Here is a 26,004-nt window from a genome sequence, read left to right as displayed (position 1 = left end):
TGCAGTCTGTTCAACTTCCAAATGTTGGTATTTTGCTTACAAAAAAAGGGAAGGGACAGTGACGGCGCGGAAGTGCGTCTAAAGTCTTTATGTGAAGTACAAAAACATTGGAAGCGGGGCCAAAAGCAAGGATGGAAATCCGATTAAGCGGACTCCATTCCCGATTTGGAATTGGAATGAAGTGCGCTTCCCAGCATAGCGGGAAGCGCTAACGAAATGGAAAGGAGAAATTGGGGATGGTGTCCAAGACTTTTATAGTGAAGCTCTTTCCCCGCAATGGAGCTTTTTCTGCGGAATGAAGTGGGAATGTGCTGAACGGGCTATGAAAAACCGAAATTCTATTCTTAGCAGGGTTTAAAGCGGACTTAATTTTAAAGATGGAGATTGGGAATGTAGCGTTCCTGCCTTTTCGGCAGGGGTAGCGAAATGGAAATCGGAAGCTTTGAAGTTGTGTCCAAGATTTTTTGAATGATCCCGTATTTCCCGTAATGGAGCTTTTTCTGCGGAATTTAGGGGAATGGGCTGAGTGGTTTATGAAAATGAATTATCCTCTTGTAGTAAGATTTATGTCAGATTTGACTCAGAAGAATTGAGAAATGAGAACGGAATACCATCCTAACGATTATATTTCAGAAGAAAACATGTAGGGCAATTGTTTGGTCCTCTAGCAAATCAATAGAATATAGCATCAAATGAATTCAGTTGATAGTAAAAGATATAAAGTTTTTAAAAAAGCCAAATTCTGTACTTATTCTGTACTATATGAAATAAAAAAAGGCTTCACATTTCTGTGAAGCCTTGTCTTTGCTAGTAGCGGGAACAGGACTCGAACCTGTGACCTTCGGGTTATGAGCCCGACGAGCTACCTACTGCTCTATCCCGCGATATAATATTCCAATATTTTTTTATACTTTCGGGTTATAATCCCGATGAGCGAATTTATGTTAAGCTTGCCGAAGCATACTTCCTTATCCGCAATATTGGAATGCAAATATACAACTGATTTCTACTTTTCCAAAGAAAAAAGAAAAAAATTATTCAGCGATCCAGGCAAGAGCTTCCAACCGCTCATTATTAGAAAAACTTCTGATATTGGTCTCCACTATGATGTCTTTAATAAACATACTGGTTCTCAACCAATCAAGATCTGAAACCACTGCAATTTTCCGGAAACTTCTTGTATGGTTCAGATTAAAAGTCATCTGATCTAAAAAAGCTTTAAACCCAAATTTGGTGCCTCTTTTTATTTCAAAAAATATATTAATCTCTCCATAATCATCTATTTTATCCCGAATTTTTGCCTGCACACGTTCAATAAGCTCTTGATCCAGATCTGAATCTATTATTATTCCCACTACATTGTCAGCTAACTCAAAAGTTGATACCATGCTATTCAAGAAGATTTTATGCTCTAATTTAATAAAAAATCTCGTGAGGAAAAACGTGAAGTGTTTATAATTACCTGATTGTCTACTGTTCAATACTCCGAACATCAAATTCCTGTAGCTCACCTGATTCGAATCCAACAGATATTTCCAAAGGATGACAGCAGATCTCACAGTCTTCGATATACCGCTGTCGTCTTACGGAAATATCCAGCAACATGGAAATTTCCTCCCAGCAATGAGGACATTGAAAAAAGTGTTCTAACATATTTTCATCATAAATAGATCAGAAGATGCAGTTTGATCAATTAATGAATCCGCTTAGGGATTTTGAAAAATTAATCAGGAGAAATTCAGGAATCAGTTTTAAGAATTCATTTCAAGCTCTTCCTGTAATTGCTCCCATGCTTTCATCAGGCTTTCAAGTTCTTTTCTCTTCTTTTGATAATCTTCAAGAAAGTTACTTTTTGAAATGGCTTTTTCATAGTCTGAAGCCATTTCAGCATCTTTTGCTTTCAGCTCTTTTTCAAGTTTACTAATTCTTGATTCTGTATTGCTCAATTTATTATTAAGTGATTTGAGCTTCTTTTGATCATTGTAAGCCTGTTTGCTGTTCGCATTCTTCGTATCCTCTTTCTGCACTTTATCCCGCTTCTCAATGGCACGCATATCTTCTGCGTTACGTTGTTCCAGATAAAAATCAATATCACCAAGATATTCCTTGATCTTATGATCCTTGAATTCGTACACTTTATTGGTAAGGCCCTGCAGGAAATCCCTATCGTGAGACACCAGGATCAAAGTACCTTCAAAGCTAATTAAAGCGTCTTTAAGCACGTTCTTTGACTTGATATCAAGGTGGTTGGTAGGCTCATCCATTACCAGTACGTTAAATGGCTGTAACAGCATTTTGGCTAGTGCAAGCCTGTTGCGTTCTCCTCCCGAAAGTACCCGCACATATTTATCCACTTCATCTCCCCTGAACAAAAAGGATCCAAGAATATCCCGCACTCTGCTCCTGTTCTTTTCATTCGCGGCATCGATCATGGTATCGAGTACTGTTTTGGTACCATCAAGATATTCTGCCTGGTTCTGTGCAAAATAACTAATCTGCACATTGTGACCCAGTTTAAGAGAGCCTTTATGGTCCAGTTCTCCTACTATAATTTTTGCCAGTGTAGATTTTCCCTGACCGTTCTGACCCACAAAAGCCGTTTTGGAATCCCGTTCTATAAAAAGGTCGATGTTCTGCAACACATTTTTATCATCATAGGATTTTGAAATATTCTCGGCTTCCACGACCACTTTTCCGGGGACTACAGAAACAGGGAATTTCAGGTTCATTACGCTGTTGTCATCCTCATCTACCTCAATACGATCAATCTTATCCAGTTTTTTAATAAGAGACTGCGCCATGCTCGCTTTGGAAGCTTTTGCGCGGAATTTCTCTATTAATTTTTCGGTTTGCTGAATTTGCTTTTCCTGGTTTTTCTGGGAAGCAAGCTGCTGCTCTCTCAACTCCTCACGTAATACGAGGTATTTTGAATAAGGTTTGTTGTAATCGTAAATCCTTCCGAGGGAAATTTCAATAGTCCGATTAGTTACATTATCCAGAAACATCTTGTCGTGAGAAACAATCACTACAGCTCCAGGATAACCATTCAGAAATGATTCCAGCCAGATAATAGATTCAATATCGAGATGGTTTGTAGGCTCATCCAGCAGCAGGATATCGTTGGATTGAAGCAACAATTTTGCAAGTTCGATTCTCATTCTCCATCCTCCGGAAAACGTATCGGTAAGTTTTCCGAAATCCTCTCTTTTAAATCCTAACCCCTGAAGGATCCTTTCAGTTTCCCCCTGGTAATTATAGCCGCCATGGATTTCATATTGATGTTGTACATCATTGAGATCAACCATCAATTGATGGTATCCGTCACTTTCATAATCTGTACGCTCGGCCAGTTCCGTGTTTATCTGTTCCAGCTTTTTTTCGAGCTTTTTGATCTCCTCAAAAGCCTGATAAGATTCATCTAAAACTGTTCTTCCTTCAACAAAATCTATATCCTGCTTTAAAAATCCTATTTTAAGATCTTTATCTGCTGCAATTTGACCGGTATCAGGTTCCATTTCTTTAGACAGGATCTTAAGCAGTGTAGATTTTCCTGCACCGTTCTTACCAATAAGACCTACCCTGTCTCCTGCTCCAAGCCTGAAGGTGATTTCCTCGAACAAATATTCCCCCTGAAATGATACAGATAAATTATGTATATTTAACATTCTTCTTTTTCTTTTCTTTTTGCAAAGATGCTTAATTTTAATACGGAAAAAAAACCCCTCATGAATTTATTAAACCCTCTGAAAGGCAATAAGTTATACAGCGTGTTTACTGGAACCTGCCCCGTCTGCCATGAAGAGAATATGTACCGGGAACCAAATCCTTATAAGGTATCCAGGATTTTTGAAATGCATGAACGCTGTCCTCATTGTGGTACCAAGGTAAAAATGGAGCCCTCTTTCTTTTTTGGTGCCATGTATGTAAGTTATGCAGTGGGAATTGCTTTCGCAGTTCCAGCTTTTTTTATCGCCTATTTTGGATTTAATCTCAGCTTGTTCAATTCTTTTCTAATAATTGTAGCCACACTTTTTGTGTTTATGCCTTTTATCATCCGACTGAGCAGAAATATCTGGGTTAACTTCTTTTTCTCCTACGACAGGAAATATCAAAAAACCTAATTTCTTTTAAAATGCTTTCGGGTAAATCGGGCAAGGTCATATTCCGAAGAAACAGGTTGTGCATGTTCAATTAAATTGAGCAACTCTGCAGAGGCAGCCGGCGCAATTAAAACTCCCCTGCTACCAAATCCATTGCAGCAATATACGTTATCCATTTCTGGATGCTTCCCCACCAGTGGACGCCTGTCGGCAGTAGATGGCCTTATCCCCACAACTTGATCGACGACTTCGTATGGTACAGTAATGATCTTTTCAAGTTTCTTCACCAGCTCCTCCCTGGCTTCGGCAGTAGGTCCGGGGGTTTTGTCCTGGTTATTGTAAGTAGCCCCTACAGCATACATTCCCGATCCCAAAGGAGAAATAAATATCGAAGATTTTACAGTTACTTCTAGCTGAAGTTCGCGAGCTTTTATAATAATATATTCTCCCTTGTTTCCCCCTAACGGCAGGTAACTAAAAAATGGATTCTTCCGGATACCGAAACCATCACAAAAAATGATCCTTCTGGCCTTCACACCTCTGTATTCCACATAATCTTCAGAAACCTTAAGATCCTCATAGAAAAACCGTTCTTTCCTCAGTTTTTCTTCACGCAAAAGATACTCCAGGTACGTATTGAGAAGCTTCCTGGTGTCCACTTTTGAGGTTTGCAGCACCCTTCCGAAGGAATATTCCGAAGGTATTCCAGGGGTAATAGCAGCTTTTAATTTAGTATCCAGAAAAGGTGCTAAATGAGATCTGTCGGCAGCGGCAAACCAGTCATTCTGTTCTTCTACAGAAGAAAACTTCCTGTAGATCTCCACAGCACTAAAAAAGGTGGTATTTAGATGGTTTTCCAGCCTTTTATAAAAACCCTTGGCATCTTTTAACTGAGCATCTGCCTGCCAGGCAAGGGTAAAGCGCTTAAGGATCACAGGGTTCATCACCCCTCCTGCCACTTTAGAAGAATTGACAGAACCATCTTCAAAAACAAGGAAACTTTGCCCCATTTCTTCCAGCCTGAAAGCAGTACTAGCACCACCAAGGCCTAAACCAACAATAATATAATCCAGCATAACGCAAATTTAGGAATAAAAAAAACGCCTTTCCGAAGAAAGGCGTTCAATATTTAATATGCCGAACAATTTAGTAGTTCCACATGTCCTGTTCAAAGTTTCTTATTTGCTCCTTGATCCTTTCAGATTCCAGCAACTGCATAAAAGCATTATTACTAATGTAATCTTCAACACTTCGGTCTCCTTGGACGTTATCTTCGGCGTAAATTGTACCGTTAAATCTTCGGGCATTCAGCAGGTGATCAAAAGAGATCGACTGCGAAGAGTTGTTGGGATTAAAGGCATAAGCCTCATTCAACGCAGGTCTTGCATCCGGAAACCAAACCCAGAACAATTCAACCGGTTGTGCATCGGGATTATCAATAAAGTTTACATCGGGTGCAACGGGTGCAATCCCAAGTAACCTGTATTTCAATTCTGCCTGGCGTTTGTCAAAATACCAGTATCCACGAATGTGATACGCCACAAGATCGGCCGAAGAGATATCTCTTCGACTTATGTACTGCTGATCAATTTCTTCCCCGGCATTGTACTGCTCGATCCCAAGATCTGTAGTATCTACTTTAGAAAGTGCTGCCTGGATATCTTTAAGAGTACGCTTGTCATTAAAATATGAATCGGCATAAATATTCTTGATGTTCCCATTTCGAATGTTAGCCACCAGTACATCATAAAGCGACCTTCTTGAACCTCCTATCTGGTTAGTATCAATTGGATAATATAAAGGGAAATTCACCCGCTCATCCAAATCCACTACTTCCCACGTGGTTTTTGCCCAAAGAATATCTCTTTCATCTACATAGCCATACTCCAATGGTTCGGCTTTTCCGTACTTCTTTTCTGCAACGGTTGGACCACCAATATCTTCAGGCGATTTTGCATTCAATATATTCGTCTGCCCAAAGGATGATACCGAAACAAGCAATCCGCATAATCCAATTAATAATCGGTTCCAGTTCATGTTTTTTTATTTTAGTTTGTTAACTCCACAACTACCGGAGAAACCTGCTTAAGCTTATAATTAGTACCACCTGCAAGTTGTGCTTCCACATCAAAGATCTGGATCGTTTCACCACGCCCGGCTCTCCTTAAAGCCGCTTTTGCAGCTGCATCTAACTGCTGTCCTCTAACCTGTACGGTTGGCTGCCCGGGAACCCGGAATTTAAATCCTGTTACCCTTAAGTCCACCTCGAAATCAAAATCTGGTAGTGCAGCCCCAATGGTAGCTATTTCTAAAGTATTACGCTGCATTCTTACCGTACCGTCTTCCCCTCTTACAGTTCCAACAGGTCTTGGAATATCTTTAACCCTGAACGTTTTACTATCAGAAACAGATTCCCCACCAGGCAATTGACCACTAACATTAATTGTCACCTCTCTTGCCTGAAGCGTGGTAACATCAATAACATAGCTACCGGCACCACCCGCAGATCTTAATCCCGGAGCATTCGCAGAAACATTTCCTACACCAGGAATGGAAATCGTAAGCGGGTTTGCCACCCCTCGATATACCACGTTCATCTTGTCTGCTGAAATTACAGCCGAATTCGGTTTAGGAATTACAGCATAAGAACTGCTAACAGGAATTCTTACAATAGAATCCCCTTCCTGAAACTGAAGCTCACCTGAAATCTCCTGTTCTCCTACATTTCCAGCAGGAAAATTAAGCTGAACCTGTCCTGCTGAAGTGCTCTCTACTTCATTTCCGTTGATGATCACATTCTCAAACTGAAGCGTTTCATCAACACGACCAAGCATTACTCTACCGGTGAAATTTTCTCCACTGAAGAATGCTGTTTTATCTGGAATAACGATTGCCTGATAGTTTGTCAAGGATACTTCACTCTCCAGTTGCCCGGAAAGCATCCTGCTCAGGATCTCACTTTCAGTAGTTTTCACCTGGGACTGCATTTGTGTGAATTTTGTAATAGATGCGATCAAAGGATATCCCTGAAAATGATATTCAAGCCAGGGTTTGGTTACCCCTTCACTGTCTTCAACAGATTCTGTATTGAATCTCTGTCTAACTTCTGCAGCAATTTGAGGAAATTCGCCTTCAATAAGAGTTGCAACACCTTCACGATATTGTTCTATCTGCGCTACAAATTCTTCACCTTTATTACTTGCCTTTCCACTTTGGAAGAACATTTCATCAAGTTCGTCTGGCCTATCCATTGCTTCATAATCCCGGGTATCTTCCCTTTCTGCAAGCAAATCGTTTTTAAGACCATCAATATAAGCATTCAGGTTAGAGGATAGTTCGTCAATCTCTCTAGCCTTCTGGTGCAATTCTGCATATTTTGCAGGTTGTTCATCTGCCTTGGCAGCTAAACCGGCCATTAAAGCATCGTTTCTTTCTGTTACATTTTGGTTATTTTCGGCTAAGCTTTCATTAATAATTCCGAAAGCCGTAAGTACTTCTTTTGACATGTTCAATGCCATCATTGCGATGAAAACCAGGTACATCAGGTTGATCATCTTTTGTCTTGGGGTTTGTTTTCCAGACGCCATTCTTTAGTTTCGTTTAATTTGTAATAATGGTTTATTCAATTTTAAACCAACTAAGCTTTTATGTGCATCGCAGATAACATACCACCATATACTCCATTCAAAGAAGAAAGATTAGAAGTCAATGATTCCATTTGTTCTTTTAGCTTTCCTGCATTTTCAGTAACAGCCTGGTTAATCTCCGCCTGGCGGGAAGCTGATTCTACCTGAACTTTGTATATATTATTCAATGACTCCATTTGATTGGCAGCCAGAGAAATCTCTTCGCTGTATTTCTTTTGAGAAGCCATTGCATCTACTGTAGGAGAAATACTTTTAGCGGCACCTTCGAAATTACGAATGCTGTCTCCTAGACTGCTCATTAAATTTGAATCAATTTTCGCTTCTCTTAAAAGATTATCTAATTTTTTAGACAACATCCCATCAGACTGCTTGTCTTCTTCTACAACAACTTCATTTCTTCTTACAGAAGTTTCTCCTCCTGCTAATTCAGGATAAACTAATGACCAGTCAAGATCATCATCTACCGGTTCAAAAGCAGAAACTGCAAACACCAAAGCCTCTACTATAAGCCCGATGATAAGCATCTCGTTTCCGAAAGGCCAGTGCATAATTTTAAAAAGTGCTCCAAGAATTACAACAGATGCACCCAAACCGTACACCATGTTCATTATTTTTTTACTTGACCTTGATTGTGCCATAACAATTTTGTTTTAATTTTTTTTAGTAATAGGTTATTTAAATAGTAATAGAATTGGAAAATTTACCTGGTTTGATTTAGGGTAACATCGGTACCTAAATAATCCTGCACAGTTCTAAAGCCAATATAACTTCTGGCAGAATCTGCATATTCATAATCTCGTGAACTCACCTGAAGGAAGTAAGCAACATCTTTCCACGATCCACCACGAACTACTTTCCTCATATTGTTTTCATCATTTACAGATGGGTTCATAGAAGAAGAATATTCGTAGGAAGCAGGGTCGTAAGAAGAGAAAACCCATTCGGAAACGTTTCCTGCCATATTATATAAACCATAATCGTTAGGGTCGTAAGATTTTGCCTCTACAGTATACAATGCCTGGTCGGCAGCATAATCCCCTCGTAGTGGCTTAAAGTTTGCCATAAAACAACCACGGTCATTTTTGGTATAAGGACCACCCCAAGGATAGCTGGCAGATTCTAAACCACCACGCGCAGCATATTCCCATTCAGCTTCAGTTGGAAGTCTATAGGAATTCACATTATGCTTTCCTCTTTCTTTCCTGTAAGAGTTATGGTATAGAGTTCTCCACTGGGCAAATGCTCTTGCCTGTTTCCAGGAAACACCTACCACAGGGTAATCACTGTATGCATCATGCCAGAAATAGTCATTATGCATTGGTTCGTTATAAGAATAGTTAAAATCCTTGATCCAAACAGTAGTATCAGGATAGACCTGCACTTCTTCTTGCCTTATATAATCGGCTCTGCTTCCCTCTTCAGCTCTTGCAGCTCCGCTAATATCCATCCAGGAATATTTGAATTTATAGTGGGTCACTTTTGGCGTACGCTGGCCGTTATAGGATTCTTCAGGAGAAAGGTACATGGTATCCATTACCTCTGCATAATATTCATCTGGATAATCACGCGTATCCCAGATAATATCAATATCCTTATTTATTTTTCGGTTTTCGTATCCTTCACCAAGACTGTAATAGTTATCATACATGTACTTTTCATACACAGACATATTAGCTTCATCGGTATCAGTAAAAGCATAATCACCAATTCCACCGGCACCGGGAGTCTCTCCCATTTCTTCTGCAAGAATAGCGAGTTTCATCCTAACAACAGAATCACGCACCCATTGCACAAACTGGCGGTATTCAGAATTTGTAATTTCTGTCTCATCCATATAAAAAGAACGTACAGTTACAGTTTTTGGGGGTGCATTTTTTAAGGCGGCCATGTCATCATCAGACTTACCCATAATGAAAGAACCTCCGGGCACAAGTGTCATCCCTAAAGGTTTTTCCGGATGCCATTTCTTCCCTTCTACACCTACTAACTGCCCCTGATCTCCTCTCCCACAACCGACTAGAAAAGCAACAACAGCAACAAGCGAAACAATTTTCCTCATAATTTCTCTCAAAGTTAGGACACAATAGCTAAAAAGCAGTAAACCTATTTATTTATTTCCTAATAAACAATATTTTACCCTATTACCTCCTGCTAATTTTTGTGCAAATATATATTTAAATTTCGTTTTTACGTTTAGTTTTATACCAACGTTCAGGTAAAATTTGATTACAGGCATCTACATAATCCTCTTTTGTGCAAGGTAATAACGTATGCCTTTTCAATTTATTATTGGTATTTGAGCTAAATGGAATTTCAATCCACCATCTCCCACTCACAGGACTTTTATAAAATATTAAAACCTCATCGTCTATAGGAACCTGATATCTTATAAACTCTTTTTTCGCCGAAATAGTATTTTCATTCGTTCTGTAATTCACACCTTCAACGAAGTACCATAACGTTTGGGCTATGAGCATATTGCAGGAAGGAAAGTTAATTTTGGAGGAAATTTCGTAAATCCCGAACGAAGATACTTTATCACTGATCCCGGCATACCTTGACAAGGCACAAATTTCTTTTCCGTCGAAGCCATTGGGCGAATTATGGCCGTAATAACCTATTGCACCTGTACTTATCGCTCCCATATCGATTCCTACAAGATTTGCATCTCTCATCACCGGCTCCACAATACTTATATCTGCCGTCACTTCTCCCAGGCGGTAGGCGTCAAAAAATAACCGGTCCATAAGTTCAATTTCATCCTGAGAAATAAAATAGGTTTGATATCCAAGATTCGAGTAATTGAACAAATTATAAGGTTTATCAATAACGATCTTTCCTATGTATGACTTGTTACTAATAGGTTTATCTGCATCCCCAAGATCAAACCTGGAATCAATATTCACAAGATTCACCATTTGATCAAGATTATCGTAAGCCCGGTACTGCGCATAGATCAAATCCTGACTCCCTCCCAGTATCACCGGAATGACGTTCATTTTCACAAGCTCTGAAACCACCTGCTGCACTGCAAAATAAGTATCCTGCACCGTTTCTCCTTTTTCAATATCTCCAAGATCGGCTATTGAAACATCCCAGTTTCCGGGATACAATCCATAAAAATTCCGGCGGATGGCATCAAAGTTAAACGGCTCGCCGCTATGATCCACATCCAATCTATCTTCCAGAACTCCAAAAATGGCAATTTTCACACCTTCAAGGTCAGGGAAATTCCCCAAAGAATGGATCCTGGATACAGCACCCAACGTTTGAGGTACTGCAATCACTTCTTCTGCTAAAACATCATTTACCGGAGTAAAAAATTCAAAATCCATTCACTATTTCTTTTTGGCGGTGGTTTTTTTCTTAGTGGTTTTTGCAGTCCCGGTTTTCTTCCTGGCAGTCGTTTTCTTTTTAGCAGCCTTCTTTTTAGGAGCTTTCTGCTCTATAATATCCTTCACCTCTTCCAGTGTAAGCTTAGCCGCATCTACTGTTTTAGGCATTTCGATCTTGGTTTTTCCTTTTATGATATTAGACCTGCCCCATCTCGCCTTCTCTACTCTAATCCCTTCCTCTTCCCAGTTATGGATTACCTTTTCCCGTTCCTTCTTGATTTTATCTTCAATAAGGGCTTCAATATCTTCTGCGGAAAGATTATCAAAATCATATTTTTTATTGACATTAATGAACATATTATTCCACTTTAAGTAAGGGCCAAATCTACCGACTCCTTTTTGCACCGGAAGGTCTTTATATTCATAAATAGGCGCATCAGCTTTCTCTTTTTCTTTGATCAATTCCAGAGCCCGGTCGTAATCCACATTTAAAGGATCCTCTCCTTTTTCAAGGGAGACATATTTCTTTCCGAATTTCACATATGGGCCAAATCGCCCGTTATTAACCTCTACATCCTCTCCTTTGTACTCTCCCAGATTCTTCGGAAGCTGGAAAAGATCCATCGCTTCCTCGTAAGTTACCGAGTCTAATGTCTGGTCTGGTCCAAGACTGGCAAATTTCGGTTTCTCATCATCCTCTACAGATCCTATCTGCACCATGGGTCCGAATTTTCCAAGCCGTACACTTACCGGTTTTCCGGTTTCAGGATCTTTTCCAAGAACCCTTTCTCCTACTTCCCTCTCGGCATTTTCAGCAACATCCAGCACCTGCGGATGAAAATCATTGTAGAAGTTTTTCATCATTTTGGTCCACTCCTCATTTCCTTCGGCGATATCATCAAAATCCTGCTCCACCTTTGCCGTAAAGTTGTAATCAAGAATATTTGAAAAATGGGTTACCAGAAAGTCATTGACTACCATCCCAACATCTGTAGGAACCAGCTTTCCCTTATCACTTCCAACAGTTTCATTTAAGGTATTTTCCTGGATTTTATTGTCACTCAACGTAAATTGCAAATATTTCCTTTCAGTACCGTCTACAGATCCTTTTTCGATATAATTACGGTTCTGAATCGTAGAAATGGTAGGTGCATAGGTAGAGGGTCGTCCAATTCCCAGTTCCTCCAGTTTTTTTACCAGGGAAGCTTCGGTATATCTGTAAGGAGGCCTGGTAAACCTTTCGGTAGCTGTAATGTAATTGTTTTCAAGGTTCTCATTTACCCTTAGAGCAGGCAGCATTCCGTCTCTCTCTTCATCCTCCTCATCGCTTCCTTCAAGATACACCTTTAGGAAACCATCAAATTTAAGCACCTCTCCGTTCGCGGTGAATTGCTTGTCGTGCTTGTCTGCTTCTATCTTAACATTGGTACGCTCCAGCTGCGCATCACTCATTTGGGAAGCAATGGCTCTTTTCCAGATCAACTCGTACAAACGCTGCTCATCACGCTCGGCATTCACCGTATGATTTTCAAAATTGGTAGGACGTATTGCTTCGTGAGCTTCCTGCGCTCCTTTAGTTTTCCCTTTAAACTGGCGAGATTTGCTGTATTTATCTCCGTATGCCTTCAGGATCTCATTTTTAGCTCCTTTTTGTGCATCATTAGAAAGGTTCACACTATCGGTTCTCATATAAGTAATATGCCCGGCTTCGTATAAACGTTGCGCCATGGTCATGGTCTTACTTACCGAAAAATATAATTTACGAGCCGCTTCCTGTTGAAGTGTGGAAGTTGTAAACGGTGGCGCCGGGGATTTCTTTGCCGGCTTCGTTGTAAGATCGGCTATTTTAAATTTTGCTTCAAGATTCTGAGACAGAAACTGTTCAGCTTCAGTTCTGGTATCAAAATTCTTCGGAAGTTTTGCCTTAAAGGTCTTTCCTTCTTCCGTAGTAAATTCTGCATCTATCCTAAAAGAGGCTTCTGCCTTAAAATTCTGAATTTCCCGCTCCCGCTCCACGATCAAACGCACAGAGACAGACTGCACCCTACCGGCCGAAAGTCCGCCCTTAACTTTTCTCCACAAGATGGGAGATAGTTCATACCCCACAAGACGATCCAGAACCCTTCTCGCCTGCTGGGCATTTACCAGGTTATAATTGATTCCTCTTGGGTTATCGATAGCACGTAAAATAGCAGATTTTGTGATCTCGTGAAAGACAATCCGTTTTGTTTTGGCTTTGTCTAAATGCAGCTCCTCTGCCAAATGCCAGGCAATAGCCTCTCCTTCCCGGTCTTCATCACTCGCCAGCCACACCATATCTGCAACTTTCGCAAGACTTTTAAGTTTGCGAACCACATCCTTTTTATCTTTGGAGACTATATATTTAGGAGTAAAATCCCCTTCGGTATCCACGCCCATCTCTTTGGATGGCAGATCGGCAATATGACCAAAGCTGGAAGCAACCTTATAATCTTTTCCCAGAAATTTCTCAATGGTCTTCGCCTTTGCAGGAGACTCCACAATCACTAAATTCTTTGCCATAGTTGTACTTTTTGTAAGTGCAAAAGTATAGGAATTTTTAAATATCCCGCTTTAATTTCTGAAAATGCACTTTTTACGGCAAACTAAATTACTTATTTTTCCACTGTCACTTTGTCATTCTCATAACTAAAACTGTATCTTTGCACGTTCAATTACCTAATGGTATTTTTTTGATTATGGAGAAGATAATAGACGAAGAACAACAGGGAAATTCACTGGTCCTGGAGCCTAAGGCAAACAACGGACGTAAGCTAATGATTGAGAGCTATGGCTGCCAGATGAATTTTAGCGATAGTGAAATAGTAGCCTCTATCCTGGCGAAGGAAGGTTTTAATACCACCCAGAATCTCGAGGAAGCAGATCTTGTTCTTATTAACACATGTTCAATAAGGGACAAGGCCGAGCAGACGGTACGTAAAAGACTGGAAAAATATAACGCAGTAAAAAAGATCAACCCAAAGATGAAGGTTGGTGTTCTTGGCTGTATGGCAGAACGCCTTAAAAGTAAATTTCTTGAAGAAGAAAAAATCGTGGACCTTGTAGTGGGACCCGATGCCTATAAAGACCTGCCAAACCTTATTAGCGAGGTCGAGGAAGGAAGAAATGCCGTGAACGTGATCCTTTCAAAAGATGAGACCTACGGAGACATTTCTCCTGTACGCCTTCAAAGCAACGGAGTATCGGCTTTTGTGTCCATAACCCGTGGCTGTGATAATATGTGTACTTTTTGCGTGGTACCTTTTACCCGGGGCCGTGAAAGAAGTCGGGATCCGCAGAGTATTTTAGAGGAAGTCAATGACCTGGCAGCAAGAGGATTTAAAGAAATCACGCTCCTGGGCCAGAACGTGGACAGCTATTTATGGTATGGCGGCGGACTCAAAAAAGATTTCAAGAATGCTTCGGAAATGGAAAAAGCCACGGCCACTAATTTCGCCGCACTGCTTAGACTTGTTGCTGAAGCTCATCCAAAAATGAGAATCCGTTTTTCTACTTCAAATCCGCAGGATATGACGCTGGATGTGATCGAGGTAATGGCAGCGTATAAAAATATTTGCAAATACATCCATTTGCCGGTACAAAGTGGAAGCGACCGAATCCTGAAGGAAATGAACCGACTTCACACCAGGGAGGAATATTTTGAACTGATCGATAACATCAAGAAAATAATTCCCGATTGTGCTATTTCTCAGGATATGATCACCGGCTTCCCAACAGAAACCGAAGAAGATCACCAGGATACGCTTTCCTTAATGGAGTATGTAAAATACGATTTCGGATTCATGTTCGCTTATTCTGAAAGACCGGGAACCATGGCCGCCAGAAAACTGGAAGATGACGTTCCGGAAGAAGTGAAAAAGCGTAGGCTAACAGAAATTGTGGCCCTTCAGCGGGATCACAGTGGATATCGAACTCAGCAGTACCTGGGTAAGACGGTGGAAGTTTTAATCGAAAAAGAATCCAAGAAATCTGATGCTCACTGGAGCGGAAGAACCACTCAGAATACCGTAGCAGTATTTCCGAAGGAACATTACAAAGTAGGAGATTTTGTAAATGTAAAAATCAATGACTGCACCACTGCTACCTTAATAGGAGAAGCGGTTGGGTATAGCAATAATCAGTAGTAAGTGGCCAGGGGTCAGTGGCCAGTTTAGAAAGTGCAAATTTTTAAAAAATATATTTAATTGACAACCCTCCAATTAGAACCTGGTGTGTGTCATTTGATGATTAAATTAGGTTAACATTCCGCACCTTTTTGAAATTTGGTGCTTCGCTATTGGAATTTGGAAAATTTATGGAATCAGTACAAGCTATAAAACAACGTTTCGGCATTCTCGGGAACGACCAGAAGTTAAATCGGGCAGTAGAGAAAGCCATTCAGGTGGCACCCACAGATATTTCTGTACTGGTCACCGGGGAAAGTGGTGTTGGTAAGGAAAGTATACCCAAGATCATCCACGCTCTTTCACATAGAAAACATGGGAAGTACATCGCAGTAAACTGCGGTGCCATCCCCGAAGGCACGATAGATTCAGAATTATTTGGGCACGAAAAAGGAGCTTTTACCGGCGCCACCCAGACCCGTAGCGGATATTTTGAAGTAGCCGACGGCGGAACGATTTTTTTGGATGAAGTTGGAGAATTGCCTTTAACCACCCAGGTACGACTGCTAAGGGTTCTGGAAAACGGAGAATTTATAAAAGTAGGATCTTCAAAAGTTCAGAAGACCAATGTACGCATCGTGGCTGCCACGAACGTCAACATGTTTGAGGCGATCAAAAAAGAAAAATTCCGGGAAGATCTTTACTACAGGTTAAGCACAGTTGAAATTCACCTGCCGCCCCTTAGAGACCGGAAAGAAGACATTCATTTGCTGTTCCGCAAATTCGCTTCAGATTTTGCGATGAAGTACAAAATGCCCACCATTCGGCTGGAAGATGATGCAATTACATTGCTTCAAAAATACCGCTGGAATGGAAATGTGCGGCAATTAAGGAACATTGCGGAGCAAATATCGGTTTTAGAGCAGGAACGCAGCATCAATGCCGAAAACCTGAAAAGTTACCTTCCGGGGATTGGGGATAATCTTCCGGCGGTCATCAGTGACAAGAAGAAAGAAAGTGATTTCAGCAATGAAAGAGAGATCCTTTACAAGGTGCTTTTTGATATGAAAAATGACCTTAACGACCTGAAAAAACTTACCCTGAAACTCATGGAAGACGGGAACAGCAAAAAAGTTCAGGAAGATAATGAAGGGTTGATTCAGAAAATCTACGGGAATGAGGAAGAGGAAATCGAACCCGAAGATGTTTCCGATGAAAATCTGGAACTACTTCAAATTCCGCAGAATAATCCGGTAGATAAACAGGATAAATATTATTTTGCCGAAGAAATTGAGGAGGAAGAAACTTTGTCTTTACAGGATAAAGAGCTGGAACTCATCAAGAAATCTTTGGAGCGGCACAACGGAAAACGCAAGGCCGCCGCAGATGAGCTGGGAATTAGCGAACGCACCCTGTACCGAAAAATAAAGCAATACGATTTATAGTTAATGTGACGGGAAACCGGTTTTTATATGAAAAATTTAAAATTTATTCTTTTAGGAATGTTGGTCTGGACGGTACAGTCCTGTGGTATTTATTCCCTTTCGGGGGCAGATACCGGGAATGCCCAAACTTTTCAGGTAAATCAATTCCAGAATGCAGCCGATATTGTGGAGCCCGGGATTGACAGAACGTTTACCCTGGAGCTGGAAGATCTAATTCAAAGCCAGACGAACCTGAATCTTACCAACTCCAACGGAGATCTTATTTACGAAGGGGAGATTCTGGATTATTACATTGCCCCCATGTCGGCCACTGCAGAAAGTACAGCAGCTCAAAACCGGTTGACGATCGTGATCATGGTTCGGTTTTTCAACACTCTTGAACCAGAGAAAGATTTTGAAAGAAGATTCTCCTTTTATTATGATTATCCCGCAGCCTCACAGCTAAATGGAGCCTTGCTGGCCACTGCACTGGATGAAATTTACACCAGGATCACTCAGGATATTTTTAATGCCTCACTAGCAAACTGGTAATGCAGAAAAAGGAACTCACAGCACTACTTCAACAACCGTCTTCGGTAAACGGCGCACAAACTGCTGCCTTAAAAGAAGTGCTGGAAGAATATCCTTTTTTCCAGGCAGCAAGAGCAGTACATCTTAAGGGACTTAAAAATGAAAACAGCTTACATTATAATAAGGAGTTAAAGGTAACCGCTGCCTACACGATTGACAGAAGCGTCCTCTTCGATTTCATTACTTCTGAAGAATTTAATCAGGATGAGATCGCCAACCAGATCAGGCAACAGGAACATTACCAGAAGAATATTCCGGTGTTTGAACCCGAAGAGGTAAAGGAAGAAACAAACCAGTCCCTGGACCAGGCTTTAAAAATGAAGGTTCGCGAATCGGAACGGGTTTTTGATCCGGAACTATTTTCAAAATCTGAAGAAAAGGAGCAGGAAAAGGCCCCTGCAGACGAGGAGCAGGAAGAAGATTCCTTAAACCTGGGAAGTCCGTTATCATTTAACCGCGGAGAAAACCATTCTTTTACCGAATGGCTTAAATTAACGACTGCAAAACCTGTGGAAAGACAGGACGAAGAAGAGGATGAGAACAAATCGAGAAAATTTGAGCTTATTGATGAGTTTATTTCCAAAAATCCGAAGATCACCCCCTCCAAATCTGCCAGAAAAGTCAACCTGGCGAATGACAGTCTTGCAGCTCCCGAAGCCTTGATGACAGAGACTCTGGCGCGGGTTTATCTCGAACAGAAAAATTATAAAAAAGCCATACAGGCCTATAAAATTTTAATTTTGAAAAATCCCGAAAAAAGTGGTTTCTTTGCAGACCAAATTCGGGCAATCGAAAAATTACAAGAACAATAATAGTTAGAAAATGAGCACGTTCACAATCTTTTTAGCACTCATTATCATCGTAGCATTTTTGCTCGTGGTAGTAATTATGGTACAGAATCCAAAAGGCGGAGGTTTATCTTCTTCATTTGGAGGTGGAGGAGCCGGCCAGCTTGGCGGGGTTCAAAAAACAACCGATTTCCTGGATAAAAGTACCTGGACGTTGGCAACTTTATTACTTGCGCTTATCTTATTATCTAACGTAACCATAATGGATGGTAACGGTGTGGGTGAGTCAAAGATCATTGACAGTGAAACAGAAGTAGAAACAAATGTTCCGGCTCCTGTACAGCCACCTGTAGAAAATCCTGCAGAGAACAACTAGGAGCGTCAAACCTCACTATATATAATGCCAGCTTATGACAAGCTGGCATTTTTTTTTGCTAAATGTCAGCATTTTTCAAGTGGCACAATTTTCGTCTTAATGGCTACTCAGAACAAAGAATTAATTAACTAAAATACATTTGTAAAATGGCACTAAACATTAAACCTCTTTCAGACAGAGTACTTGTTGAGCCTGAAGCAGCAGAAACTCAGACTGCCTCAGGAATTTACATTCCCGAAACAGCAAAAGAAAAACCACAAAAAGGAAAAGTAGTAGCCGTAGGTGGTGGTAAAAAAGACCACGACATGACCGTTAAGGTTGGTGATACTGTACTTTATGGTAAATACGCAGGTACCGAGCTCAAACTGGAAGGTAACGATTACCTTATTATGAGAGAGGATGACATCCTTGCAATAGTATAACTTCATCTCCTTCCCCGCATTCGCAGGGAATTTTTTGAAAAGTATTAAATCATTAACCGAATGGTTTCCGCAATAGCGGGAACAACAAAAAATTTAAGCAAAATGGCTAAAGACATAAAATTTGACATTGAAGCACGCGACGGAATTAAGCGCGGTGTTGATGCATTGGCAAATGCAGTAAAAGTAACTTTAGGGCCCAAGGGTCGTAACGTGATCATTAGTAAATCATTTGGAGCTCCTGTAGTGACCAAAGATGGTGTGACTGTTGCAAAAGAAATAGAACTGGAAGACGCTCTTGAAAACATGGGCGCACAAATGGTAAAGGAAGTTGCTTCCAAAACCAACGATCTTGCCGGTGACGGTACTACTACCGCTACTGTTTTAGCACAGGCAATCGTAAAAGAAGGACTTAAAAACGTTGCTGCGGGTGCAAACCCTATGGACCTTAAACGGGGTATTGATAAGGCTGTAGAAGCTTTAACTGCAAACCTTAAGGAACAAACTCAGCAAGTTGGAGATTCTTCAGAAAAAATCAAGCAGGTTGCATCTATCTCTGCCAACAACGATGACCAGATTGGTGAATTGATCGCCCAGGCTTTTGGAAAAGTTGGAAAAGAAGGAGTAATTACTGTTGAAGAAGCCAAAGGAACTGAAACTTATGTGGACGTTGTGGAAGGAATGCAGTTTGACAGAGGATATCTTTCTCCATATTTCGTTACCAATAGCGAAAAAATGACTGCAGATCTTGAAGATCCATATATCCTTATCTATGACAAGAAGATCTCTTCCATGAAAGACCTTCTTCCTGTACTGGAGCCGGTAGCACAATCTGGAAAACCTCTTTTGATCATTGCTGAAGACGTTGACGGGGAAGCCCTTGCAACTTTAGTGGTGAACAAACTAAGAGGATCTTTGAAAATTGCTGCTGTTAAAGCACCAGGATTTGGAGACAGAAGAAAAGCAATGCTGGAAGACATCGCAATTCTTACCGGTGGTACTGTAATTTCTGAAGAAAGAGGATTTACTCTAGAAAATGCAACTATAGACCAATTAGGTACTGCAGAAAAAGTAGCGATCGACAAAGACAATACTACTGTTGTTAATGGTGCCGGTGATAACGAAGCTATTAAAGCTCGTGTGAACCAGATCAAATCGCAGATCGAAACTACTACTTCAGACTATGATAAAGAAAAACTTCAGGAGCGTTTGGCTAAATTAGCCGGAGGTGTTGCCGTACTTTATGTTGGTGCAGCTTCAGAAGTTGAAATGAAAGAAAAGAAAGACCGTGTAGATGATGCACTTCACGCAACCCGTGCGGCCGTGGAAGAAGGAATCGTTGCCGGTGGTGGTGTGGCACTAGTTCGTGCTAAAGCTGTACTTGCAAGCCTTGATGCTTTAAACGCAGACGAAGGTACCGGAATCCAGATCGTGAGCCGTGCAATCGAATCTCCGTTGAGAACAATTGTTGAAAACGCAGGTGGCGAAGGCTCTGTTGTGATCAACAAAGTACTAGAAGGTGAAGGTAACTATGGATATGATGCTAAATCTGACACATATGTTGATATGCTTAAAGCGGGAATTATTGATCCTAAAAAAGTAACCAGAGTAGCTCTTGAAAATGCAGCCTCTGTTGCTGGAATGATCCTTACAACCGAATGTGCTTTAACCGATATCAAAGAAGATAACTCAGGTGGTGGCGGAATGCCTCCAATGGGTGGCGGAATGCCAGGAATGATGTAATGGCAAAAGCCATAGCAAAATAAAAGCAGGATCTCCTGCTCATATAAAAACCCCGTTTTCCATCTTGAAAACGGGGTTTTTTTAACCTCTTTTTTAATTCTGAACAATGAAATTGTAAAAGCTATTATGCCGAAATAAGCGATTATTCGCTCCCGGTTTTAAGAGTTTTTAAAACATTCCTGGCCTGAAGAACATGTCTCTGGTTATGATAAACCACCACCCTAACGGTATCGCCCAGCCGGAGCTTTAGCCAGTTTGATATACTAATAGAAGTTTTGGTGCGGGTGAGGCTCACTTCTCCTGCTTTTACCAATAATTCCAGCAGCCTTTCCTGCTGTTGAAGGAACTGATCGATTACCGCTTTATCCAATGATTTCCCAATGGGATCCTGACTCTTAAAAGTTTTGATTTTCTTTGGCTTCTCCTTGAGCAGCATCATGTTTGCAAAATAGTTTCCAAAAATGCCACTTTTGAATACATCTTCCGGATCATGTTTGCTTTCACTGATTCGCTTTTCAATTTCAGGCAGGTAAAAATTACCATAGTAATTCAAATGTTCCAGATTTTCTAGCACCGTCCAGCTACCGGGTGTTTCCCTCTGGTTAAGCTCATTAGAGGATAGCTCACGAAACTTTGCTGCCTCTGAGACATTCAGTCGGGTGCGTTCCTTCAAATCGGCTAAAAGCGCTTCAGAAGATGTTTTCATGATCACCAGATTCAAATGCTAATCAGCAACCCGGAGAGGGTAAGTTTAATTTTACAGCTATTTCTGTTTTAAGAAATCAAAAGCACCTTTTCGAAGATTGATATCGTATTCCAGGTAAGCTTTTAGACTGGCCAGGAAATTTGCCCAGCCTTCGGTATTTTGCGCGAGCCATTTTATTCCGGCATCGGTGTTTTGCATATTTCCTTCGGTAATTTTAAGGAGGGTAGAATTCTCAGACATTTCCAGCAGCGTCATCTCCACCAAAAGTGTGGTATCTTTAGCTCCCTCCCATTGAAAAGAAATATATTCCCCCGGAGTGATTTCCACCACTTTGATAGCCGCCCATTCTTCAAATTCTGGAAATTTCCATTCCAGGGCCTTTCCCTCCTCCATCCTGCCGCTGCTCTCGGAGATAAAGTAATTGGACATCTGCTCTGGATCTACGATAGCTTCAAAAACATCTTTTGGATGTCTGGAGATCTGTAAGGCGGTTTTGATTTGTAGTTCTTTCATCATAGCAATTTTCAGAAAAACATCATTTATGAATATCTAAGATAAAAAATTTAATGCTGAATGTTTATTCTGGAAATCACAAAATTAGAATACTTTAAAATACACGGTTACTTTGTCCATTTAATTTTTACAGCGGAAATTTTACCAGGTAACAGTCTTTGATCGGGTAGTTTTTTGAATCCGTTTTTCAAATAAAAATTTAATGGAGATCGATATGTTTTTCCATTTTTCGTCTTATCATTATTGTGGTCAATTACCCAACCGCATAATATATTTTCTTTTTTCTTTGCTAAATTTAGCATTTCAGTACCCAACCCTAATCCTTTGACTCGAGAATCCAGAATTATTGCAAACCATTTTTCTTTATCTCGTATGAAATCAAAATACCAACCCTTGATATTTTTATTTTCATCTATTAACAAAATGTGCGATTGATGTGACAGATTTTGAAGATAATTTTCATAATTTGAAAGAGAAGAGTAATTCAATTTCGCAGGATATTCATTATTCCATAGGGTAAGGATTGCTTCTTTCTCCTTTTTCGATAGTCTTGTGCGTTTAAGAAATTCCATTCATTTCATGATTAGACTAATGCTGAATAAAGTCAAATTCTCCTATTAATAATAATATTCAATCTGTCTATAATTTCCGTGGTGAACTAGTTTCTTCATGTGGTGAGTTTGCCTAGGATCCTTTTTCCCATGAATGGAGGTACTTTTGCTATCAAAATTATGGAAATTGAATCTATCCACCAGTTTCTCACAAAATTCGAGTCCCCTAACAGAGTTTCCATGTTCATCCAACGGAGGAGAATATGCAGCAATCCCAAAAACTCCCGGCACTACCACCAGGATTCCTCCCGAAATACCACTTTTGGCAGGTAAACCTACCCGAAATGCAAATTCGCCGGAATGATCGTAGGTTCCGCTGGAAAGCATCAGGCTCAGCGTATCTCGCACAGTATTGTGGTGAAAAACCTTTTTTCCTGTAGACGGACATTTCCCGTAATTGGCAAGGGTTGCCCCGGCATGGGCAAGATCATCAATATTCACCTCGATAGCACAGCATTTAAGGTAAAAATCTACGACCGTACCTAAATCCACATTTTCGGCAAAAGCACCTCGATCTTTCATGAGATGGGCCAGGGCAAAATTCTTATCGGCATTCTTACGCTCTGTTTCAAAAGCCTCCTTCCTGTATTCCACCTTTTTATCTCCGGTCATTTTTTCCCACACATCTATCACATATTGCAAGCGTTGCTCCATTTCAAGATCTTGCTTGATCAGGGAAGCTGTCATCATAGCTCCGGAATTTATTAAAGGATTATGAGGCAGGTCTTTTTCATTAAGCACCATACCGGCATCAAACCCCTCTCCTCCCGGCTCTACCCCTACGTGCTCATGTAGCTTTTTACGCCCCAGCTCTTCCCGGGCAATGGCATAATTCACCACCTTAGAGATGGATTGTACAGAAAAAGCCAGGTCGTGGTCTCCCAATTGCAACAACTGCCCGTCAACCGTACAAACTGAAATAGCATAGGGTGGATTTTCCGCGTCATCATGTTGCGGCAGACTTTCATCAATATCCCCATTGGTGTTGCTTTTGGTGCTTCTGAAAATGTCTTCCACATCCTTACTAAATTCCGGGAAGTTAGGTATCACCAGTTCCTTCCGGAAGCATTTCAGGATGACTTCTTTTTCCTGAAGAAGTTGCTCAAACCTCGACCGATCCAATTCTTCATCTATCGATTCTGAAAGAGATTCTTTCAGGCTGCTTATTCGATGATCGTCTTTAGAAATTCCATTTTCTTTCAGCAGATTTTCTATAGCATGAAAGTTTATATTTTTCTCATCTTTAATGATCATTTCTTCAAAAAAAGCATCAATCTCTGCCTTTGTTATGCTGGTATTTCGTCCCTGATCTTTCTCTGTCATTGTGGTATGTTTAATGAAACCCTTTTTTATTCGGTTCTATTTATTAGAACATTATTCTGAATAGTAGATATAAATATTTCCTAATTTTCGAAGTTCTCCCTGTAGAGAAGCATTAGTCATTAAACTGAAACGGAAAAAAAAAGCACAAAAAAAGAGACTGTTTAAAAGCACTTTTTACGTCAACCTGAACTTGTTTCAGGCTCTAATACATTCTGGAAATCAGAATAATAAGATTCTAAAATAAATTCAGAATGACGATTTTAAAGCTTTTAAACAGCCTCTTCAGACTATCTACTATATATTTTATTAAGAAACCGCTTTCAATCTCTTGATCCCGGATTTTCCTATCTTCTCTTCTGCATATTCCTTATCAACCTTCAGTTTCGTGTCTTTGCTTTCAGGAAGTTCAAACATAGCATCGGTAAGAATGGCTTCACACAAAGATCTTAATCCACGTGCACCCAACTTATATTCTATTGCTTTTTCCACAATAAAATCAAGCGCACCATCTGTAATGGTGAATTCGATATCATCCATTTCAAACAATTTCTGATACTGCTTTATGATCGCGTTTTTAGGCTCTGTAAGAATAGATCTTAAAGTAGCCTTATCCAACGGATTCATATGCGTCAATACCGGCAAACGTCCAATGATCTCAGGAATAAGTCCGAAATCTTTTAAATCCTTCGGAATAATATACTTCAACAGGTTTTCACGCTCAATGGCATCATCACTTTTCGAAGCGCTGAAACCAACTGCCTGCATATTTAATCGTTTACTGATGTTTCGTTCGATTCCGTCGAAAGCACCACCGGTTACAAAGAGGATATTTTCTGTATCTACTTCAATAAATTTCTGATCGGGGTGTTTTCTTCCTCCTTTTGGCGGCACATTTACGGTCGTACCTTCCAGAAGCTTCAGTAAAGCCTGTTGCACTCCTTCTCCCGATACATCCCGGGTAATAGAAGGGTTATCGCTTTTACGGGCGATCTTGTCTATCTCATCAATAAAAACAATCCCGTGCTGAGCTTTTTCAAGGTTATAATCGGCCGCCTGTAAGAGACGCGTCAGGATACTCTCCACATCTTCCCCCACGTAACCTGCTTCAGTAAGAACAGTAGCATCAACGATCGCCAGTGGCACATTCAGCATCTTGGCAATGGTTTTGGCCATTAAGGTTTTTCCGGTTCCGGTTTCCCCTACCATGATGATGTTACTCTTCTGGATCTCAATATCATCATCAGATGCCGGTTGCAGCAATCTTTTATAATGATTGTAAACAGCAACAGAAAGCACTTTTTTGGTATGTTCCTGCCCTATCACGTAGCTATCCAAGAAGGATTTTATAGCCTGGGGTTTCCTCAGTTTTAATTCCGAAGAAAGTTCACTGGTACCATCCTGTTTGGACTCTTCCAGTACAATGCCGTGTGCCTGCTCAATACAGCGGTCGCAAATATGTGCGTCCAGACCTGCAATAAGTAGATTTGTTTCGGGCTTTTTCCTTCCGCAGAAGGAACATTCTAATTCATCTTTCGCCATAGCAATTTTGTTTTGATCCCAACCCGGGATCATTTCGTCATTTTCTCAAGAGCTGAATTTAGCTTCTTGTTAAAATTTCATCTATCATTCCGTATTCCAAAGCTTTGTCTGCCTTCATCCAGTAATCCCTGTCACTGTCTTCCTCCACTTTCTCGTAAGTCTGCCCCGAGTGCTTTGCAATAATATCATATAATTCCTTTTTAAGAGTAAGTATCTCACGGGCTGTGATTTCAATATCACTAGCCTGTCCCTGTGCACCACCCATTGGCTGGTGGATCATCACTCTTGAATGGGGAAGACCGCTACGTTTTCCTTTTTCCCCTGCACAAAGCAATACCGCTCCCATGGAAGCCGCCATCCCTGTACAGATCGTAGCCACATCTGGCTTAATGAACTGCATGGTATCATAGATCCCGAGTCCTGCATAAACGCTACCTCCCGGCGAATTTATGTAAATCTGGATATCTTTTGAGGCATCTGTACTTTCTAAGAACAATAGTTGTGCCTGAATGATGTTTGCAACCTGATCATTTATCCCGGTACCCAAAAAGATGATACGATCCATCATTAGTCGGGAGAAAACATCAAAAATTGCGATGTTCATCTGGCGTTCTTCAATAATATTGGGAGTCATTCCCTGTGGCATCATACTGCTAACTATCTTGTTGTAATAATTACTGTTGATCCCGTGGTGCTTGGTAGCGTATTTTTCAAATTCTTTTCCGTAGTCCATAAATTTTTTCATTT

Annotated in this window: 24 protein-coding genes and 1 tRNA gene; 8 read left to right on the top strand and 17 right to left on the bottom strand. The window is 40.6% G+C overall.

The annotated features are described in order from the left end of the window. Nucleotides 1–811: 811 nt before the first annotated feature. From IE056_RS01310 to IE056_RS01295, 4 genes are all read right to left on the bottom strand, one after another. Nucleotides 812–884: transfer RNA gene (locus tag IE056_RS01310), tRNA-Met, on the bottom strand. 150 nt (nucleotides 885–1,034) lie between these two features. Beyond that, nucleotides 1,035–1,388, bottom strand: a complete 354-nt coding sequence (locus IE056_RS01305; RefSeq protein ID WP_189602816.1) for a SpoIIAA family protein — start codon at nucleotides 1,386–1,388, stop codon at nucleotides 1,035–1,037. A gap of 82 nt (nucleotides 1,389–1,470) precedes the next feature. Continuing rightward, nucleotides 1,471–1,653, bottom strand: a complete 183-nt coding sequence (locus tag IE056_RS01300) for a CPXCG motif-containing cysteine-rich protein (RefSeq protein WP_189602815.1) — start codon at nucleotides 1,651–1,653, stop codon at nucleotides 1,471–1,473. 98 nt (nucleotides 1,654–1,751) lie between these two features. Then, entirely contained in the window at nucleotides 1,752–3,665 is a 1,914-nt protein-coding gene (locus IE056_RS01295) for an ABC-F family ATP-binding cassette domain-containing protein (RefSeq protein ID WP_189602814.1), read from the bottom strand. Nucleotides 3,666–3,725: 60 nt separating this feature from the next. On the opposite strand from IE056_RS01295, the gene IE056_RS01290 reads away from it, so the two are divergent. Then, complete coding sequence (locus IE056_RS01290) at nucleotides 3,726–4,121, top strand: DUF983 domain-containing protein (protein ID WP_189602813.1); 396 nt, start codon at nucleotides 3,726–3,728, stop codon at nucleotides 4,119–4,121. On the opposite strand, the gene IE056_RS01285 is transcribed toward IE056_RS01290, so the two are convergent. The 7 genes from IE056_RS01285 to topA form a co-directional block, all read right to left on the bottom strand. Further along, the gene (locus IE056_RS01285; RefSeq protein ID WP_189602812.1) at nucleotides 4,118–5,176 is read right to left on the bottom strand and encodes an NAD(P)/FAD-dependent oxidoreductase; all 1,059 of its coding nucleotides are present in this window, start codon (nucleotides 5,174–5,176) and stop codon (nucleotides 4,118–4,120) included. The genes IE056_RS01290 and IE056_RS01285 overlap by 4 nt on opposite strands. A gap of 70 nt (nucleotides 5,177–5,246) precedes the next feature. Further along, nucleotides 5,247–6,137 carry a type IX secretion system ring subunit PorN/GldN gene (gene porN, locus IE056_RS01280; protein ID WP_189602811.1) on the bottom strand — a complete coding sequence of 297 codons (891 nt, stop codon included), beginning with the start codon at nucleotides 6,135–6,137 and terminating at the stop codon, nucleotides 5,247–5,249. A gap of 11 nt (nucleotides 6,138–6,148) precedes the next feature. Further along, nucleotides 6,149–7,687: a type IX secretion system motor protein PorM/GldM gene (porM, locus tag IE056_RS01275; RefSeq protein WP_189602810.1), complete on the bottom strand. Its 1,539-nt coding sequence runs from the start codon at nucleotides 7,685–7,687 to the stop codon at nucleotides 6,149–6,151. A gap of 50 nt (nucleotides 7,688–7,737) precedes the next feature. Next, complete coding sequence (porL, locus tag IE056_RS01270) at nucleotides 7,738–8,385, bottom strand: type IX secretion system motor protein PorL/GldL (protein WP_189602809.1); 648 nt, start codon at nucleotides 8,383–8,385, stop codon at nucleotides 7,738–7,740. 62 nt (nucleotides 8,386–8,447) lie between these two features. Then, nucleotides 8,448–9,806: a T9SS ring complex lipoprotein PorK/GldK gene (porK, locus tag IE056_RS01265; RefSeq protein ID WP_189602808.1), complete on the bottom strand. Its 1,359-nt coding sequence runs from the start codon at nucleotides 9,804–9,806 to the stop codon at nucleotides 8,448–8,450. A 115-nt stretch (nucleotides 9,807–9,921) separates the two neighbouring features. Further along, nucleotides 9,922–11,082 carry a formimidoylglutamase gene (locus IE056_RS01260; protein ID WP_189602807.1) on the bottom strand — a complete coding sequence of 387 codons (1,161 nt, stop codon included), beginning with the start codon at nucleotides 11,080–11,082 and terminating at the stop codon, nucleotides 9,922–9,924. Nucleotides 11,083–11,085: 3 nt separating this feature from the next. Further along, a complete protein-coding gene (gene topA, locus IE056_RS01255) occupies nucleotides 11,086–13,623 on the bottom strand; it encodes a type I DNA topoisomerase (protein WP_189602806.1) in 2,538 nt (845 codons plus the stop codon). A gap of 176 nt (nucleotides 13,624–13,799) precedes the next feature. Here topA and miaB point away from each other — a divergent pair, with 176 nt between their 5' ends. The 7 genes from miaB to groL all read left to right on the top strand — a co-directional run bounded on the left by miaB (nucleotide 13,800) and on the right by groL (nucleotide 20,565). Then, nucleotides 13,800–15,245, top strand: coding sequence for a tRNA (N6-isopentenyl adenosine(37)-C2)-methylthiotransferase MiaB (miaB, locus tag IE056_RS01250; protein WP_189602805.1), 1,446 nt, complete (start codon nucleotides 13,800–13,802; stop codon nucleotides 15,243–15,245). Between the two features lie 170 nt (nucleotides 15,246–15,415). Beyond that, nucleotides 15,416–16,669, top strand: coding sequence for a sigma-54 interaction domain-containing protein (locus tag IE056_RS01245; protein ID WP_189602804.1), 1,254 nt, complete (start codon nucleotides 15,416–15,418; stop codon nucleotides 16,667–16,669). Nucleotides 16,670–16,696: 27 nt separating this feature from the next. After that, nucleotides 16,697–17,200 carry an LPS assembly lipoprotein LptE gene (gene lptE / locus IE056_RS01240; RefSeq protein ID WP_189602803.1) on the top strand — a complete coding sequence of 168 codons (504 nt, stop codon included), beginning with the start codon at nucleotides 16,697–16,699 and terminating at the stop codon, nucleotides 17,198–17,200. Then, nucleotides 17,200–18,051: a DUF8458 domain-containing protein gene (locus tag IE056_RS01235; RefSeq protein ID WP_189602802.1), complete on the top strand. Its 852-nt coding sequence runs from the start codon at nucleotides 17,200–17,202 to the stop codon at nucleotides 18,049–18,051. The genes lptE and IE056_RS01235 overlap by 1 nt, the downstream gene beginning before the upstream one ends. A 10-nt stretch (nucleotides 18,052–18,061) precedes the next feature. Further along, nucleotides 18,062–18,403, top strand: coding sequence for a preprotein translocase subunit SecG (gene secG, locus IE056_RS01230; protein ID WP_189602801.1), 342 nt, complete (start codon nucleotides 18,062–18,064; stop codon nucleotides 18,401–18,403). A 146-nt stretch (nucleotides 18,404–18,549) separates the two neighbouring features. Then, complete coding sequence (locus IE056_RS01225) at nucleotides 18,550–18,825, top strand: co-chaperone GroES (RefSeq protein WP_189602800.1); 276 nt, start codon at nucleotides 18,550–18,552, stop codon at nucleotides 18,823–18,825. A 102-nt stretch (nucleotides 18,826–18,927) separates the two neighbouring features. Beyond that, complete coding sequence (gene groL / locus IE056_RS01220; RefSeq protein ID WP_189602799.1) at nucleotides 18,928–20,565, top strand: chaperonin GroEL; 1,638 nt, start codon at nucleotides 18,928–18,930, stop codon at nucleotides 20,563–20,565. Between the two features lie 142 nt (nucleotides 20,566–20,707). Here the strand turns inward: groL and IE056_RS01215 are convergent, their stop codons facing one another. The 6 genes from IE056_RS01215 to clpP all read right to left on the bottom strand — a co-directional run bounded on the left by IE056_RS01215 (nucleotide 20,708) and on the right by clpP (nucleotide 25,990). Continuing rightward, a complete protein-coding gene (locus tag IE056_RS01215) occupies nucleotides 20,708–21,271 on the bottom strand; it encodes a DinB family protein (RefSeq protein WP_189602798.1) in 564 nt (187 codons plus the stop codon). Nucleotides 21,272–21,328: 57 nt separating this feature from the next. After that, complete coding sequence (locus tag IE056_RS01210) at nucleotides 21,329–21,784, bottom strand: SRPBCC domain-containing protein (RefSeq protein ID WP_189602797.1); 456 nt, start codon at nucleotides 21,782–21,784, stop codon at nucleotides 21,329–21,331. A 107-nt stretch (nucleotides 21,785–21,891) separates the two neighbouring features. Next, on the bottom strand, nucleotides 21,892–22,356 hold the full coding sequence (locus IE056_RS01205; RefSeq protein WP_189602796.1) for a GNAT family N-acetyltransferase: 465 nt from the start codon (nucleotides 22,354–22,356) through the stop codon (nucleotides 21,892–21,894). A gap of 45 nt (nucleotides 22,357–22,401) precedes the next feature. After that, the gene (gene glsA, locus IE056_RS01200; protein WP_189602795.1) at nucleotides 22,402–23,718 is read right to left on the bottom strand and encodes a glutaminase A; all 1,317 of its coding nucleotides are present in this window, start codon (nucleotides 23,716–23,718) and stop codon (nucleotides 22,402–22,404) included. Between the two features lie 306 nt (nucleotides 23,719–24,024). Beyond that, a complete protein-coding gene (clpX, locus tag IE056_RS01195; protein ID WP_189602794.1) occupies nucleotides 24,025–25,257 on the bottom strand; it encodes an ATP-dependent Clp protease ATP-binding subunit ClpX in 1,233 nt (410 codons plus the stop codon). Between the two features lie 58 nt (nucleotides 25,258–25,315). Next, on the bottom strand, nucleotides 25,316–25,990 hold the full coding sequence (clpP, locus tag IE056_RS01190; protein ID WP_189603393.1) for an ATP-dependent Clp endopeptidase proteolytic subunit ClpP: 675 nt from the start codon (nucleotides 25,988–25,990) through the stop codon (nucleotides 25,316–25,318). Nucleotides 25,991–26,004 lie beyond the last annotated feature (14 nt).

The organism is Salinimicrobium marinum, assembly GCF_014651535.1.
Classification (GTDB): Bacteria; Bacteroidota; Bacteroidia; order Flavobacteriales; family Flavobacteriaceae; genus Salinimicrobium; species Salinimicrobium marinum.
The sequence above is the reverse complement of the archived record's forward strand: the minus strand, read 5'-3'. Positions and strand labels throughout refer to the sequence as shown.